The organism is Pseudomonas sp. LBUM1658, from assembly GCF_059716055.1.
This window is the reverse complement of the sequence record NZ_CP166798.1, coordinates 1310429-1325805: the sequence shown is the minus strand read 5'-3', so window position 1 is coordinate 1325805 and position 15377 is coordinate 1310429. Positions and strand designations below refer to the sequence as shown.

General features: G+C 60.4%; 15 protein-coding genes. 7 read left to right on the top strand and 8 right to left on the bottom strand.

Annotation, left to right across the window (positions count from 1 at the left end):
• Positions 1-3: 3 nt before the first annotated feature.
• From ACA064_RS06030 to ACA064_RS06020, 3 genes are all read right to left on the bottom strand, one after another.
• Positions 4-1107: an ABC transporter substrate-binding protein gene (locus ACA064_RS06030; protein WP_497672569.1), complete on the bottom strand. Its 1104-nt coding sequence runs from the start codon at positions 1105-1107 to the stop codon at positions 4-6.
• Positions 1108-1321: 214 nt separating this feature from the next.
• Entirely contained in the window at positions 1322-2770 is a 1449-nt protein-coding gene (locus ACA064_RS06025) for an aldehyde dehydrogenase family protein (RefSeq protein ID WP_497672568.1), read from the bottom strand.
• The gene (locus ACA064_RS06020) at positions 2767-4404 is read right to left on the bottom strand and encodes a 5-guanidino-2-oxopentanoate decarboxylase (protein WP_497672567.1); all 1638 of its coding nucleotides are present in this window, start codon (positions 4402-4404) and stop codon (positions 2767-2769) included. The genes ACA064_RS06025 and ACA064_RS06020 overlap by 4 nt, the downstream gene beginning before the upstream one ends.
• A 157-nt stretch (positions 4405-4561) precedes the next feature.
• Between ACA064_RS06020 and ACA064_RS06015 the strand changes: the two genes are divergently transcribed.
• Positions 4562-5440 (top strand): LysR substrate-binding domain-containing protein, encoded by an 879-nt coding sequence (locus ACA064_RS06015; protein WP_497672566.1) that lies wholly within the window; start codon positions 4562-4564, stop codon positions 5438-5440.
• 208 nt (positions 5441-5648) lie between these two features.
• Here ACA064_RS06015 and ACA064_RS06010 read toward each other — a convergent pair whose 3' ends face one another.
• Positions 5649-6533: an MBL fold metallo-hydrolase gene (locus ACA064_RS06010; protein WP_497672565.1), complete on the bottom strand. Its 885-nt coding sequence runs from the start codon at positions 6531-6533 to the stop codon at positions 5649-5651.
• 114 nt (positions 6534-6647) lie between these two features.
• Between ACA064_RS06010 and ACA064_RS06005 the strand changes: the two genes are divergently transcribed.
• Together ACA064_RS06005 and ACA064_RS06000 are read left to right on the top strand one after the other, a co-directional pair.
• Positions 6648-7553 (top strand): LysR family transcriptional regulator, encoded by a 906-nt coding sequence (locus ACA064_RS06005; protein ID WP_497672564.1) that lies wholly within the window; start codon positions 6648-6650, stop codon positions 7551-7553.
• Positions 7554-7690: 137 nt separating this feature from the next.
• Positions 7691-7870 carry a hypothetical protein gene (locus ACA064_RS06000; RefSeq protein ID WP_497672563.1) on the top strand — a complete coding sequence of 60 codons (180 nt, stop codon included), beginning with the start codon at positions 7691-7693 and terminating at the stop codon, positions 7868-7870.
• Positions 7871-7878: 8 nt separating this feature from the next.
• Here the strand turns inward: ACA064_RS06000 and ACA064_RS05995 are convergent, their stop codons facing one another.
• Positions 7879-8775 carry a helix-turn-helix domain-containing protein gene (locus tag ACA064_RS05995; protein WP_497672562.1) on the bottom strand — a complete coding sequence of 299 codons (897 nt, stop codon included), beginning with the start codon at positions 8773-8775 and terminating at the stop codon, positions 7879-7881.
• A 239-nt stretch (positions 8776-9014) separates the two neighbouring features.
• Between ACA064_RS05995 and ACA064_RS05990 the strand changes: the two genes are divergently transcribed.
• The gene (locus ACA064_RS05990) at positions 9015-10526 is read left to right on the top strand and encodes an MDR family MFS transporter (RefSeq protein WP_497672561.1); all 1512 of its coding nucleotides are present in this window, start codon (positions 9015-9017) and stop codon (positions 10524-10526) included.
• Between the two features lie 20 nt (positions 10527-10546).
• Here ACA064_RS05990 and ACA064_RS05985 read toward each other — a convergent pair whose 3' ends face one another.
• From ACA064_RS05985 to ACA064_RS05975, 3 genes are all read right to left on the bottom strand, one after another.
• Entirely contained in the window at positions 10547-11404 is an 858-nt protein-coding gene (locus ACA064_RS05985) for an ATPase (RefSeq protein WP_497672560.1), read from the bottom strand.
• Positions 11405-11509: 105 nt separating this feature from the next.
• Entirely contained in the window at positions 11510-12502 is a 993-nt protein-coding gene (locus ACA064_RS05980) for an NAD-dependent epimerase/dehydratase family protein (RefSeq protein ID WP_497672559.1), read from the bottom strand.
• Positions 12503-12585: 83 nt separating this feature from the next.
• Positions 12586-13497 carry a LysR family transcriptional regulator ArgP gene (locus tag ACA064_RS05975; RefSeq protein ID WP_497672558.1) on the bottom strand — a complete coding sequence of 304 codons (912 nt, stop codon included), beginning with the start codon at positions 13495-13497 and terminating at the stop codon, positions 12586-12588.
• Positions 13498-13593: 96 nt separating this feature from the next.
• Between ACA064_RS05975 and ACA064_RS05970 the strand changes: the two genes are divergently transcribed.
• The 3 genes from ACA064_RS05970 (at position 13594) to ACA064_RS05960 (ending at position 15375) form a co-directional block, all read left to right on the top strand.
• Complete coding sequence (locus ACA064_RS05970) at positions 13594-13995, top strand: ACT domain-containing protein (RefSeq protein ID WP_497672557.1); 402 nt, start codon at positions 13594-13596, stop codon at positions 13993-13995.
• Between the two features lie 5 nt (positions 13996-14000).
• Positions 14001-14603: a LysE/ArgO family amino acid transporter gene (locus ACA064_RS05965; RefSeq protein ID WP_497672556.1), complete on the top strand. Its 603-nt coding sequence runs from the start codon at positions 14001-14003 to the stop codon at positions 14601-14603.
• Positions 14604-14778: 175 nt separating this feature from the next.
• Positions 14779-15375, top strand: coding sequence for a superoxide dismutase (locus tag ACA064_RS05960; RefSeq protein ID WP_497672555.1), 597 nt, complete (start codon positions 14779-14781; stop codon positions 15373-15375).
• The last annotated feature ends 2 nt before the right edge of the window (positions 15376-15377 follow it).

The window sequence follows — 15377 nt, the reverse complement described above, 5'->3', positions numbered from 1 at the left end:
GGATCAGGAAGAAAAGATTTCCGTGTAACGACGAATCCACTGGTCATGCACCGAGGCCAGGAAGGCGTTGTCGTGCATGATCGCTTTCTCGGCAATCTGTTCCGGCGTCAGGATGTACGGGCTCTTGCGCGCTTCGGCGGAGATGATCGCCTTGGAGTTGACCGGACCGTTGTAGATGTCTTCGGCCATCTTGCCCTGTACCAGCGGGTCGAGAGAGTGGTTGATGAACGCGTAGGCCAGATCGGTATCGCCAGGACGATTTTTCGGCATTACCGAGAGCATCAGGTCGGTGTAGAAGCCTTCCTTCATGCCGAAGGTCGCACCCAGGCCGTAGGCCGGATCGCGGATCTGTTTAGGGAAAAACGCCGGGGCGTAAAGACCGCCCATATCCAGCGAACCCGTGCGGAACAGTTCGGCGATCTGATTAGGGTTTTCACCCAAGGTCACCACACGGTCCTTGAGTTCAGCGAGCTTCTTGAAGCCCGGTTCGATGTTGTGTTCGTCACCACCGGCCAGTTTGGCGGCGATGATGATCAGGTCCATGGCCTCGGTCCAGTTCGGCGGCGGCAGGAAGATGTTCGGTGCCAGGTCCGCGTCCCACAGCGCTGCATAGCTGTCCGGCGCTTCCTTTATGGTGCGGGTGCTGTAGACCAGGCTGTTGCACCACAGCAGGTAACCGATGCCGTGACCGTTGGCGCCAGTGCGGTATTTCTCCGGCACGTCGACCAGGTTGGGAATGCGGTTCAGATCGGGTTTTTCCAGCAACCCGGCGGAGGCCAGGCCTTCAGCGCCGACACCGGCCAGGGTGATGATGTCGTATTGTGGGCGATCACCACCGGCCTTGAGTTTGGCGACCATTTCCGAGGTACTGCCGGTACGGTCAGCAATGACCTTGGCGCCAGTCTTGGCTTCGAAGGTCGCGGCAATGTTGCGCAGCGCCGCCAGTCCGGTGTCGTCCGACCAGGTCAGCAGGCGCAGGGTTTTGCCCTGAAACCGCGTGTCGCTGGCGTTGGCCCGGATGAACGGCATGCTCATGGCTGCCGCAGCAACGGACGCCACTCCTACGGTTTTAATGAACTGTCTTCTGTTCAGATCATGCTCGCCCATTACGGACTCCCTTTATTGTTGTAGGTATGAGATTGGTCGCATCCAGGCGCCCGGTAATCGATCCAGCCCTGATCCCCGCCGATCACGGGGTGTAGCTGAGTCGTTGGTTCATCCTGAGGTCGCGCAGAACGCGCAACAATCGAAAATTTGTCATTGAAGCCATGTGTCCAGCGCATGCCTTGTTTCGAGGCATGCGCAGACCGTTTTCGGGCTGTCAGACCGCGCGAATCACATGCTTGATTTCCTGAAACGCCTGCAGGCCCCACGGCCCCAGTTCGCGGCCGATGCTGCTCTGCTTGTAGCCACCCCAGGCCGTCTGCGGGAAGATCACTTGCGGCGAGTTGATCCACACCAGCCCGGCCTGCAAGGCGTTGGCGACCCGCTCGGCAGCTTCGCCATCACCACTGACCACACTGGCGACCAGACCGAATTCGCTGTCGTTGGCCAGGGCTATGGCCTCTGCTTCGCTGGCAAAACTGCGTACACAGAGCACCGGGCCGAAGATCTCTTCACACCACAACGCACTGTCGAGGGGCACTTCGGTGAAGATGGTCGGCCGCAAAAAATATCCTCGCGGCAAGTTTTCTGGCCGCTCACCGCCGCAAACCAGCTTTGCACCGGCGCTCAGGCCACGATCAATGTGGCCAAGCACCCGCTGGTATTGCGCCTGATTGACCAGCGCGCCCATCTCCACTTGCGGATCGAACGGGTCGGCAACGCGAATCCCTTCGGCCCGCGCCTTGAGCCGCAGCAAAAACTCGTCCGCCAATTCATCGGCGACCAGCACCCGACTGGTGGCCGAACACATTTGCCCGGCGTTGAAGAAGCCACCACCACTGGCCAGCTCCACGGCCAGCTCGAGATCGGCATCGGCGAGCACCAGCAGCGAGGACTTGCCGCCCAGTTCCAGGCTCACGCCCTTGACGGTTTCCGCCGCCCGCTGCATGACCTGCACACCCACGGCATTGCTGCCAGTGAATGAGATCTTCGCTACCCGCGGATCGGCCGCCAGCGGTGCGCCGACCGCCAGGCCGGTACCGCAGACCAGGTTGAACACGCCGTTGGGCAAGCCGCTTTCGGCAATGATCGCCGCCAGTTCAAGCTCCGGCAGCGGTGTGACTTCCGACGGTTTGAGCACCACACAGCAACCGGCCGCCAACGCCGGAGCGAGCTTCCAGGCGGTGGTGACCATCGGGAAGTTCCACGGCACGATCAGGCCGACCACGCCGCAAGGCTCGCGGCGCACACGGGCGGCGAAATCTTCGCTTGGCAAGTCCACAGTGCGGTCTTGCTGAGCGTCCAGACCTTCGGCCAGACCGGCGTAATAGTCGAAGGTAGCGATCACGTCATCGACATCGATGGCTGCTTCGAACAAAGGCTTGCCATTGTTACTCGACTGCAACTGCATCAAGCGTTCACGATGCGCCTGCACTCCGCTGGCGATCTTGCGCAGTATCGCACCACGCTCGGCGCCGCTGGTTTTGGCCCATTGCGAAAAGGCCGCGCTGGCGGCATTGACCGCTTGATCGACCGCCTGCTCATCACCACCGCTTACGATGGCCAAGGGTTCTTCAGTGGCCGGGTTAATGACCTTCAAGTCTTCGCTGCCGGCGCGCCATTGGCCGTCGATATACAGGCCATTCAAGGTCGAAGAATTGCTCATGCCTGCACCGCCTTCATCCAGGTGGTCTGGTCGATTTCAATCAGGGTCGGACCTTGACGATCACTGGCGGCCCGCAAGGCGCTGCGCAGTTGCTCGACGCCGTCGATGGCTTCGGCGGCACAGCCCAGGGCCTTGGCCACGCCAATGAAGTCCGGGGTATAGATATCCACACCGACCGGTTCAATGGCACGGTTGACCATGTACTTTTTGATCTCTTCGTAACCTTGGTTATTCCACAGCAACACGATGATCGGCGTTTGCGCTTCCACCGCGCAGGCCAGTTCCGACAGGGTGAATTGCAATCCACCGTCACCGATCAGGCACACTACCGGGCCCCGCGCAGCGCGCTCGGAGCCACCGCCGAGCCAGGCGCCAATGGCGGCCGGCAAGGCATAGCCGAGGGTGCCGTAACCGGTGGACGAGTTGAACCAGCGGCGCGGTTGCTCAGGATTGAAGGTCAGGTTGCCGGTGTACACCGGCTGGGTCGAGTCGCCGACAAATACCGCTTCCGGCAACTCGTGCAGAACGGTCTCGAGGAACAGCGTCTGGGCGCGGGTCGGTGCGTCCCAGGTGGTCTCGAGCTCCGCACGCAAAGTGGCGGCGCGGGCCTGGCCCCAGTCGGAGCGACGCTCGGCCAAAGTGTGTCCGGCCAGTTCAGTGAGCAAGGCTTGCGCCGCCGTTTGTGCGTCGGACACCAGCGCCACTTGCGGTGGGTAGTTGCGTACGGTCTGGTCCGGGTCGATGTCGACTCGCAGCAAGGCACCAGGAATCTCGAAGCCACCGGCAAAAGTGATGTCGTAATCGGTTTCGGCCAGTTCAGTGCCGATCGCCAACACCACGTCGGCGTCAGCCACCAAGGCGCGGGTCGCGACCAGCGATTGCGTAGAACCGATCAACAGTGGATGGCGCGAGGGCAGCATGCCCTTGGCGTTGATGGTCAGCGCTACCGGAGCGTCTAGCAGTTCGGCCAGTTTGGTGAGTTCGGCTGCCCCATCGATGGCACCGCCACCGGCGAGGATCAACGGACGTTTGGCAGTGGCCAGCAGTTGGCCCATTTGCGCGATGGCTGACGGCGCTGCACCCGCGCGGTTAATGCTTACCGGCCGGCTGGAGAGCAGTTCATCGGCGTCTTCGACCAGTACGTCGAGCGGAATTTCGATATGCACCGGACGCGGACGCCCAGCCTGGAACAAGGCGAACGCCCGCGCCAGCACGCCCGGCAGTTCGGCGGCAGACATCAGCGTATGAGAAAATGCCGCAACGCCACTGACCAATGCGCTCTGGTTCGGTAGCTCATGCAGCTTGCCGCGCCCGCCGCCCAACTGGTTGCGCGATTGCACGCTGGAGATCACCAGCATCGGGATAGAGTCGGCATAGGCCTGGCCCATGGCGGTGGTGATGTTGGTCATGCCAGGGCCGGTGATGATGAAGCACACCCCCGGCTTGCCGCTGGTGCGAGCGTAGCCGTCGGCCATGAAACCAGCGCCCTGTTCGTGGCGTGGCGTCACATGGTTGATGCTCGATCGGGCCAACCCGCGATACAGCTCGACGGTGTGTACGCCCGGAATGCCGAACACCTGTTCGACGCCATAACCTTCGAGTAACTTGACCAATACTTCGCCGCACGTCGCCATTTCTGCTGCCCTTCTTATTTGTTGAAACTGCACCCCGATGGCGTTTTCAGGCACGCGACGGGGCACAAAGGTGACTCAATTGGACCCGTCGGCGTATAGCGGTGACAAACCAAAAATAGTCATACTAGGCATGTCCTCCACTCATGCCTGAGCTCCCATGAAACGTCTTCCGCCCTTGCCCGCTCTGCATACATTCATGATCACCGCCCAGTGCTGCAACTTCACTCGGGCGGCGGATCTGCTGCACATTACCCAGGGAGCGGTGAGCCGACAGATCGCCGGGCTGGAGAGCCATCTCGGTTATGCATTGTTTCAGCGTCAGGCCCGCGGCCTGAGCCTGACAGCACAAGGACGTGAGTTGTATCCGCGCATTCAACAGGTGTTCAACCTGATCGACGAAGCCGTCGAACATGTCGGTGCCAAGCGCGAAGCCCTGCAATTGAAGGCGCCAACCTGCATGATGCGCTGGCTGCTGCCGCGCCTGTTGCAGTGGCAAAAGGAACGCCCGGACGTGCCGGTAGAGCTGACAACCACCGTGCAGCACGAGGTGGATTTTCGTCGCGAAGAGTTCGATGCGGCGGTGGTGTATGGCACAGCACCGAGCAATGCGGCCTTCCATCACTTGTTCGATGAACAGCTGACACCGGTCTGTTCGCAGCAGCTGCTCAACGGCACGACGCCGCTCAAGACCCTCACCGACCTGGAACAGCACATGTTGCTGCATCCGACTCGCGACGAACGGGATTGGGAAGCCTGGCTCGAGGCCGCCGGAACCAAAGTCAGCAACATCGGCAAAGGCCAGCATTTCGATACCCTGGACCTGGCGATGTCCGTCGCCTCTCAAGGGACAGGGGTAGCGATCGGCGATTGGTCGTTGATCGGCGAAGACCTGAGCGCCGGACGGCTGGTCACGCCCTTCGAGCTGAAAGTGCGCACCGGCCAAGCCTATTACCTGGTCTATCCGCAAAGGCCGGAACCGTCGGCGCCGTTGCGAGAATTGATGGATTGGCTGGTGGAGCAGGCGCAAGAGCGGTGATCATCCGGGAGGGGATAATCACTTACTGTGGCGAGGGGGCTTGCTCCAATGCCAGTTAAGGACATGAGGTCTCTATTGTAGGGGCGAGCTTGCTCGCGATGGACTCAAGAGCGGCGCGTTTATTCAGAAAACACGCGTTATCGTTAACATCCATCGCGAGCAAGCTCGCTCCTACAGGGGCGGGCAAGCCCCTCGCCACACAATCAGCTCACCACTTCATTTCACCTTTGGCGACCTTGGCGCTCAGCGCCAGGGAGCTTTCTTCGCCGAGGTCCGGGTAGCGCTTTTTCATCGCGGCTATCAGCTCGGCCGAGTTGCTGGCCTTGGCGGTTGCTTCATCGAAACCTTTGATGTAGTCGGCGGTGAAATGCACGGCAGCCACGGAACGGCTGCTCTCACCCAGGTAGTGACCGGGGATGATGGTTTTGGGCTGCAAGTCTTCGATGGTTTTCAGGGTGCCGAGCCAATCGGTATGGGACTGCGGGGTCTGGGTATCGGCCATCCACACATGGATGTTTTCTGCCACCACCACACCGCCAACCACAGCCTTGATCGAGGGGATCCAGACGAAGGTGCGATCCGGTTGCTTGCCGTCGAGGCCGATGATCTCCAGTGGCTGCCCTTCCAGGATCAAGCTGTGACCCTGGAGCACCTGCGGCACTATGGTTTTGTTCGGGATGTCGGCGCCCATTTTCGGGCCCCAGAACGCCAGTTTTCCGGCAACGGTGGCCTTGATGTGGTCGACGGTCGGCCTGGAAGCCAGCACCTTGGCATTCGGGAAGGCCGCGGTCAGGGTATCGAGGCCGAAGTAGTAATCCGGGTCGCCGTGGCTGATGTAGATGGTGGTCAGTTGCTTGCCGCTGGCGCGGATTTTTTCCACCACTTGCTCGGCCTGGGATTTGCCGAACTGCGCGTCCACCAGAATCGCTTCTTTCTTGCCGCTGACCAGCACCGAGGTCACCGGGAAGATTGCAGCGTTGCCAGGGTTGTAAACGTCCAGGGTCAGCGCCGGTTCGGCTGCCGCGGCGTGGGCGACGAAGCCCAGGGTCGCGGTGGCCAGCAAGACACGCTTGAGTGAAGCAATTCCGATCATGTGTAATTCCTGAGTTCTGTGCGCCGTGATTGACGATGAACAGAGCTTAGTTGCGTCACTCGATACAAAAAATGCGATGCTTGGGCATAGTTTGTTTCTGAAAGCGGGCAAATAATGGATCGTCTTCAAGCAATGCGGGTCTTCGTTACCGTGGTCGACCTCGGCAGCCAGTCGGCCGCCGCCGATCATCTGGACCTCTCGCGGCCTGTGGTTTCGAGGTATCTGGCGGAACTGGAAGATTGGGTCGGCGCGCGCCTGATGCATCGCACCACCCGCAAGTTGAGCCTGACCGCCGCTGGCACTGAAACACTGCCGCGCTGTCGGCAGCTGCTCGAGTTGTCGAGCGATATGCAGGCTGCGGTCAGCGAGCCGGACGATGCGCCGCGAGGCTTGCTGCGGATCAGCGTTAGCACTTCGTTTGGCCAGGCGCAATTGGCCGACGCCATGGCCGCGTACGTCAAACGTTATCCCGGCGTCAGTGTCGACTTGCAGATGCTCGACCGCACCGTCAACCTGGTGGATGAACGCATCGACCTGGCGATCCGCACCAGCAACGACCTCGACCCGAACCTGATTGCCCGCCAACTGACTGTCTGCCGCTCGGTCATCTGCGCCGCCCCCGAGTACCTGCGCCAACACCCGATACCACAGCGGGTGGAAGAGCTCAGCCAGCACAATTGCCTGACCCACTCCTACTTCGGCAAAAGCCTCTGGCACTTCGAGCAGGACGGCGAACAGGTTTCGGTGCCGGTGCAGGGCAACATCAGCGCCAACGAGGCCAGTACCTTGTTGCGGGCAACCATGGCCGGCGCCGGGATTGCGATGCTGCCCAGCTATCAGGCCGGTGTGCATATCCACCGCGGTGAACTGATCCGCCTGCTGCCCGACGCCGAGCCCCGGCAAATGAACATGTACGCGGTCTATGCCTCACGCAAGCACATGCCCGCCACATTGCGCAGCATGCTGGATTTCCTGGTGCTGAGGTTTCCGCTGGAGCCGGAGTGGGATGTGGGGCTTTGAAGCAGCGGCAAGCGGCAAGCTATAAGCCCCAAGCTCAGAGCGCCCTGCTTGAAGCTTGAAGCTTGCAGCTGCACCTCTCTGACCTATGCTGATAGTAATACCCCCGCCCAAGGGGTATTCGTTCAGAGGTCAACACCATGAACATCAAGACCAGAAGATACCTCGCGATCTTCATCACCTGCGCCGCGACGCTCACGCTGTACGGAACTGCTGCCTACCGTGTCGAACAGGCCCGTCAGCAGCCAGGCATTTCCTCAGCCGCCTGCAACTTCGAGCGCTGCATCCCGCACAACGCGACGCTGAACGCACTCAAATAACCAGTGTCTCAGGCCCGGTTATCCTGATCGGCCTTCAACCTGTCCCGAAACGCTTTGGGCGAGATCCCTACTCGCCGACGAAACAGTCGCGTAAAGTTGGTCGGGTCAGAGAATCCCAGGAGCTCGGACATTTCATAGATTGTCATGCTGGTGTAGGTCAGCAGCCGCTTGGCCTCCAGCAACTGACGCTCATGCATGATCTGCAAGGCCGGCTGACCGGCCAGCTCACGGCAAGTGCCGTTGAGATGCGAGACGGAAATCCCCAGTTTGTGCGCCAGGTCTTCGACCTTCACGTGCTCGCGATAGTGCTCTTCAACCAACTGGATAAAACCATTGAGGTATTCGCGCGCACGTTGCGGGCGCTGACTCGCGGCACGGCGCTGTAGCACCTGGCGACTGACCCACACCAGGATCACGCTGACCAGCGAGTGCATGAGCATTTCCCGCGCGGGCTGATGGCCCACATACTCGCTTTGCAATGCTGAAAACAGACTGTTCAGGTAGTGACTGTCGGCAGCTGCCGGGTAGCTTTCGGCCACCGCCAGCGCATTCACCGAATTGCCCAGCTGTGCCTGAAGGTGCGCCACCAGCGGTGCGGCCAGGGTCACGACATAGCCTTCGACGTCTTCGCAAAAGCGAAAGCCATGCACTGACAAGGGCGGCAGAATCTGGATCGCCGACTCTGCAAGCAGTGTGCGCTTGCCCTCGATCTCAAGTTCCGCCTGGCCCTTATGGAGGAAGAGCAATTGACACAGATCGGCATGCCGGTGGGGTTTGATTTCCCACTGGTGCTCACTGCTGCGTTTGGAAATGGTTTCACAGTGCAGTAAATCCGGTGTCGGCCAGTCCAGGCTTTCGCCATAGAGTTTGAACACCGGAATCGAAGGAAGGGCAGGCTTGTTCATAACTGCAGTCCAGGCCTCAGAGAGTTGGGCGATAATCGCACCGATTGGTGAAATGTACAGCTATCGGCTCAGTTTTCACCTTCATTTGACGGGCTCTGAAGCGAAAAATGCAAGTACTCAAAACCCTAAATCGACTCGGCTTCCTTACGAAGCTATCGAGTAGGAGCCTATCGAGTACACTGGCAGTACTCCCGCTCGCCTATTAACCTGCGGGTCAACCACTGCTCGCAGGTTTCACCGTGACCAATCTCAATCAGCCAGGCAAACCGGCCATTCGCAGCGTACTGATCGCCCTGATGCTGGCGATCTTCCTCGGTGCGCTGGACCAGACCATCGTCGCCGTGTCGATGCCGGCCATCTCGGCGCAGTTCAAGGATGTCAGCCTGCTGGCCTGGGTAATCTCCGGCTACATGGTGGCGATGACCGTGGCGGTGCCGATCTACGGCAAGCTCGGCGACCTGTATGGCCGGCGCCGGCTGATGCTGTTCGGCATGGGCCTGTTCACCCTCGCTTCATTGTTTTGCGGCATGGCCCAGAGCATGGAGCAGCTGGTGCTCGCGCGGATCATTCAGGGCATCGGTGCCGGCGGGATGATTTCGGTCAGTCAGGCGATCATCGGCGACATCGTGCCACCCCGTGAACGCGGACGTTATCAAGGCTATTTCAGCAGCATGTATGCGGTGGCCAGTGTCGCCGGCCCGGTGCTGGGCGGTTACATGACCGAGTACCTGTCCTGGCGCTGGGTGTTTCTGATCAACCTGCCGCTGGGCCTTGGGGCCTGGCTGATAGCCAGTCGCACACTGGTCGGCTTGCCGGTGCCACAACGCAAACCGGTCATCGACTACCTTGGCACGCTGCTGATGATCATCGGCCTGACCTCGCTGTTGCTAGGTATCACCGAGATCGGTCAGGGCCATCATTGGCGCGACAGCGAAGTGCTTGGTTTGCTGGCTGCTGCCTTGGTGGCGCTGACGCTGTTCGTCTGGCATGAACAACGGGCAGCCGAGCCCCTGCTCCCCATGCATCTGTTCGCCAACCGCAACGCGGTGCTGTGTTGGTGCACGATTTTCTTCACCAGTTTCCAGGCCATCTCCCTGATCGTGCTGATGCCGCTGCGCTTTCAGAGCGTTACCGGGGCCGGGGCCGACAGCGCCGCGCTGCACCTGTTGCCACTGGCGATTGGTTTGCCGATCGGTGCCTATTTCGCCGGACGCCAGACCTCGGTGACCGGTCGCTACAAACCGATGATTCTGGCCGGCGCGCTACTCACCCCCCTCGCGATTCTCGGCATGGCTTTCAGCCCGCCGCAAGCGCTGGTGTTGAGCAGCCTGTTCATGCTGCTGAGCGGGATCGCCAGCGGCATGCAGTTCCCCACCTCACTGGTGGGCACGCAAAATTCGGTGGAGCAACGGGACATCGGCGTGGCGACCAGCACCACTAACCTGTTCCGTTCCTTGGGCGGCGCCATGGGTGTGGCGTTGATGTCGGCGTTGCTGCTGGCGCTGCTGCAAGACTCCAGCTTTGCCCACCTCGCCGGCTCGGCGCTGATCGCTGAGGGCAGCTCGGGGAATGTGCTGCTCGATGGCTTGAACGCGGCCGCGGGTGACGCACAGAACGCTTTGCGCGCCGAACTGTTACTGACCTTCCGGCATTTGCTGATGGTCAGCGCGGCAGTGTCGCTGCTGGGACTGGCCGCAGCGATTGCCATGCCTAATAGGGTATTGCGGGGGCGGGAGGATAAGGTCAGGTAGGGAGACCGCCAACCACCCCATCAAGGTCGGGCGCTGATCTGCTGTTGCAGATTGCGGATCTGGCTTTGCAGGGTGTTGATATTGCGCGTGACCTGACCACGGAAGGCGTCGAACTCGGCGGTATTACCACCACCCTGCGGCGCAGCTGGACGGTTATCCTGCTGGCTTTTGAGGACGATCATGTCCTGCTCCAGGCGCTCGATGGCAGCGCTCGGGTTGCCTTGTTTTTTCAACGCGGCGATCTCGGCGCTGAGACTTTTGAGTTCCGCGTCGACTTTACTGGTGTCGGCCGGGGCGCTTTTCAGCGCGGCCAGCTCGCTGCTCAGGGTTTTGACCTGGGTTTGCAGTTGAGTATTGGCGGCTTGCTGTTCGGTAGTCTGCGCGGTCATTTGCGCCAGACGTTTGTCCAGGTCAGTGGCCTGGCCTGCGACGCCCTGTTGTTGCTTGTTCTGCTCAAGCAATAGCTTGCTCTGCTCAAGTAATTTGCTTTCAAGCTGCTTGATCTGCAGTTTCAGCGTTTCGCTGCCGCTGTTGACAGTGGATTCACTGGCGACCACCTTGCCGGAAATAGCCTGCAGACGCCCCGCCGCTTCCTCGCTGATGCGGGCGAAACTTTCCTGGGTCGCGACCAGTTGCTGTTCCATCAGCGAAATCTGCTGGAAGCTCCACCAGGCAAGGCCGGCGAAGGCAAAAAACAGCGCGCCGACCAATGCCCACAGCGGGCCGGTGCTCGGGCCTTTGACCTTGACCAGTTGAGTGGGCCGCGAATGCACACTGGTACGCTCACGAGCGGCAGGGGTGCCCGGAAAATCATCGTCCAGAGCATCGGCCCGCAGGCTTGGAACATCATCGAAGTCGTCGTTAGCATCGTTACGCATGGGTCAACCTTTCTGTACCGCGGTAATGGCTTAATGCTGCGAGTATAAACCGCTACCTGCAGCACTGATCGACCCTGAACCCCAAACTCGGTTCAGTGTTTATTTTCAACGAATGTCCTGAGCCTTCCACCAACCGCAGAATTCATCAAGGGCCGTCCACAGGCTGACCCTCGGTTCATAGTCCAGGTAATGGCGGGCGCGGCTGATGTCCAGGGTGAAGTTTTTGCTCATCACCTGCATCCCCAGGCGCGACAGCGTTGGCTCCGGACGTCCTGGCCAGAGCTTGCAGAAACCTTCGTTCAGCGCCGCAATGCTATAGGCCAGACCATAGGAACGGTAGCGAGTCACCTGTGGAACTTGCATCTGGCGCATCACATAGTTCACCACATCCCACAGCGGCACCGGCGCTCCGTTGCTGATGTTATACACCTTGCCCAGGGCCGGACCGCTGGCCAGCAAACTGCTGAGCAAGGCTTCATTGAGGTTCTGCACGCTGGTGAAATCGACTTTGTTCAGTCCATTGCCGACAATCGCCAAGCGCCCTTTGCGCTGCATGTTCAGCAACCGCGGAAAGATGTTCATGTCCCCGGCACCCGTGACAAAACGTGGGCGCAGGGCCAGCACTTCGAGACCGAACTCCTGGGCGCCGAAGACCTTTTGCTCGGCCAGGTATTTGGTAGCAGCGTAGGGATGCTTGAAGCGCTTCGGAACCTGCTCTTCGGTCAGCCCCAGATGATCGCGACCATCGAAATAGATCGAGGGTGACGACAGATGCACCAGCCGTCGAACGCGCTGTTTCAGGCAGGCCTCGACCACATTCTCGGTAACCAGCACGTTGGCCTGATGGAAGTCCTGATAACGTCCCCACAATCCCACCGCGCCAGCACAGTGCACCACCGCGTCGACGTCACGGCACAAGCTGCGAACCAGTTGCGGATCACTCAAGTCACCCTGGACAAACTCGGCACCGCGACGCACCAGATGCTCGACACCCTCGGCCCGACGCCCGTTGACCCGCACCTCCAGGCCCTGCTCCAGGGCGAAACGCGAAAAGCGCCCGCCAATGAAGCCGCTTGCGCCGGTGACCAGAATTTTCATGTATTGCTCCTAGAAATGCAGTGACAAGCCACAAGCTGCAAGCTTCAAGCCGAAGCAAATCTCAAGCTCCTGGCTTGCAGCTTTCAGCTTGACGCTTGTGCTGCTCTTAAGGGCACCAGCCATTGCTTTGATGATCGCGCCAGATGCTCGGTCAGCTGCCCGAGCAATTGCCCGCCGTTGCGCCAATAATGCCAGTACAGCGGCACATCGATCGGCTTATCTGGCAAAAGCTCCACCAACACCCCGCGTTCCAGCTGCTCGTGGACCTGCAATTCGGGCACCAGCCCCCAGCCGAGTCCTGCCTCGGTCAATCGAATAAAGCCCTCGGAAGACGGGCACAAATGGTGTTCAAAACCGCCGTCGACGCCCAATGAGGCCAGGTAGCGATGCTGAAGAAAGTCATCCGGGCCAAACACCAGGGCCGGTGTGTGCGCCAACTGCTCGGCGCGCACGCCTTGCGGAAAATGTCGGGCGATGAAGGCCGGGCTGGCCAAGGCACGATAACGCATGGCCCCCAGCAACAGACTGCGCGCCCCAGCCACCGGTCGCTCGCTGGCACATACGCAGGCGGCCACTTCCCCGGCGCGCATGCGCTTGAGACCAACGGTCTGGTCTTCCACCACCAGGTCGAGCAGCAGATGCTGCTCGGCGCAAAAATCCCCCACAGCCTCAGCCCACCAGGTCGCCAGGCTGTCGGCGTTGAGGGCAATGCGCACACGTTCCGGCAAACCTTCTTCATCCAGCGCCGGCACCAGCGTTTGCAGATCACGTTCGAGCAACCGCACTTGCTGCACGTGGTTGAGCAGGCGTCGACCAATCTCGGTCGGCGCGGGCGGCGTAACACGTACCAGTACCGGCTGGCCGACCCGCGCCTCCAGCAGTTTGATCCGCTGCGAGATGGCCGATTGCGACAAACCCAGGACCTGGGCAGCCCGTTCGAAGCCGGCCTGTTCGACCACTGCGGCGAGGGCGGAGAGCAACTTATAGTCGAACATCAGTTTTCCTAATGAGCGATCAGCAATATTGGTTTTTCTTATACAACTTTCACCCGGAGAATAGCCAGCAAGCCTCTTCGACCAAGGACAATTTTCATGGCTGGTGAAACCTCTCTGGCAACCCTGCTGCGCAGCATGAGCCCGCAATTGAACGACGGCGAGTACGTGTTCTGCAGCATCCGCGACGGCCATCTGCCCACGGGCTGTGAAGTCATCGGCAGCTTCCGCGAGCAGGAAGGCCTGACGGTCATCCTCGAACGCGAGCAAGCCGAAAAAGCCGGCTTCAGTTTCGATTATGTAGCGGCCTGGATCACCTTGAATGTGCACTCGGCACTCGAAGCCGTCGGCCTCACCGCTGCATTCGCCAGTGCCCTGGGCCAGGCCGGGATCAGTTGCAACGTGATTGCCGGTTACTACCACGATCATTTGTTTGTCGGCCAGGCCGATGCCCAACGCGCCATGACGGTGCTGCGGCAATTGGCGGCGGGCGCGGAGTAAACCCTATGTGGCAAAGCTATGTGAACGGCCTGCTGGTCGCCGCGGGACTGATCATGGCGATCGGCACGCAAAACGCGTTCGTGCTGGCGCAGAGCCTGCGTCGCGAACACCACCTGCCAGTGGCCGCGCTGTGCGTGACTTGCGACGCCTTGCTGGTCGCTGCCGGGGTCTTCGGCCTGGCGACCCTGCTGGCGCAGAATCCGCTGTTGCTGGCGATTGCCCGCTGGGGCGGAGCAGCATTTTTATTGTGGTACGGCAGCCTGGCGCTGCGCCGGGCGTGTTCCCGGCAAAGCCTGCAACAGTCCGGAAACCAGACCGTGCGCTCGTTGCGTGCAGTGATGCTCAGCGCCCTGGCGGTGACCTTGCTCAATCCTCATGTGTACCTGGACACCGTGTTGCTGATCGGCTCACTCGGGGCCCAGCAAACCGTGCCCGGCGCCTACGTAGTCGGCGCGGCCAGCGCCTCATTGTTGTGGTTTTTCACCCTGGCCCTGGGTGCGGCATGGCTTGCACCGTGGCTGGCGCGGCCGAGTACCTGGCGAATTCTCGATCTGATGGTAGCGGTCATGATGTTCACCGTAGCGTTCCAGTTAATCAGCGCCGGGTGATTATTCCAAAAGGCTCTGGAACCTCTATTCCACACAGTTGTTGCGTGGTTATGCCGCACCCCCGGTGCTATGATCCAAAACCTGCGCCGCAAAGAGTACAAACTCTCCGGCGCTAGTCTGGCCGCCCGTGATCGGCCGTGCGCTCACCGCAACTGACCTGATTAGGAGAATCATCATGGCTTTCGAATTGCCGCCGCTGCCTTACGCACACGATGCCCTGCAGCCGCACATTTCAGAGGAAACTCTGCAGTATCACCACGACAAGCACCACAACACCTACGTCGTGAACCTGAACAACCTGGTGCCAGGCACCGAGTTCGAAGGCAAGACCCTGGAAGAAATCGTCAAGACTTCTTCGGGCGGTATCTTCAACAACGCCGCTCAGGTCTGGAACCACACCTTCTACTGGAACTGCCTGGCGCCAAACGCTGGCGGTCAACCAACCGGCGCACTGGCTGAAGCCATCAACGCGGCTTTCGGTTCGTTCGACAAGTTCAAAGAAGAATTCAGCAAAACTTCCATCGGCACCTTCGGTTCCGGTTGGGGCTGGCTGGTGAAAAAAGCTGACGGTTCCCTGGCCCTGGCCAGCACCATCGGCGCCGGCAACCCACTGACCAGCGGCGACACCCCGCTGCTGACTTGCGATGTCTGGGAACACGCCTACTACATCGACTACCGCAACCTTCGTCCAAAGTACGTCGAAGCGTTCTGGAACCTGGTCAACTGGAAATTCGTTGCTGAGCAATTCGAAGGCAAGGCCTTCACTGCTTAAGC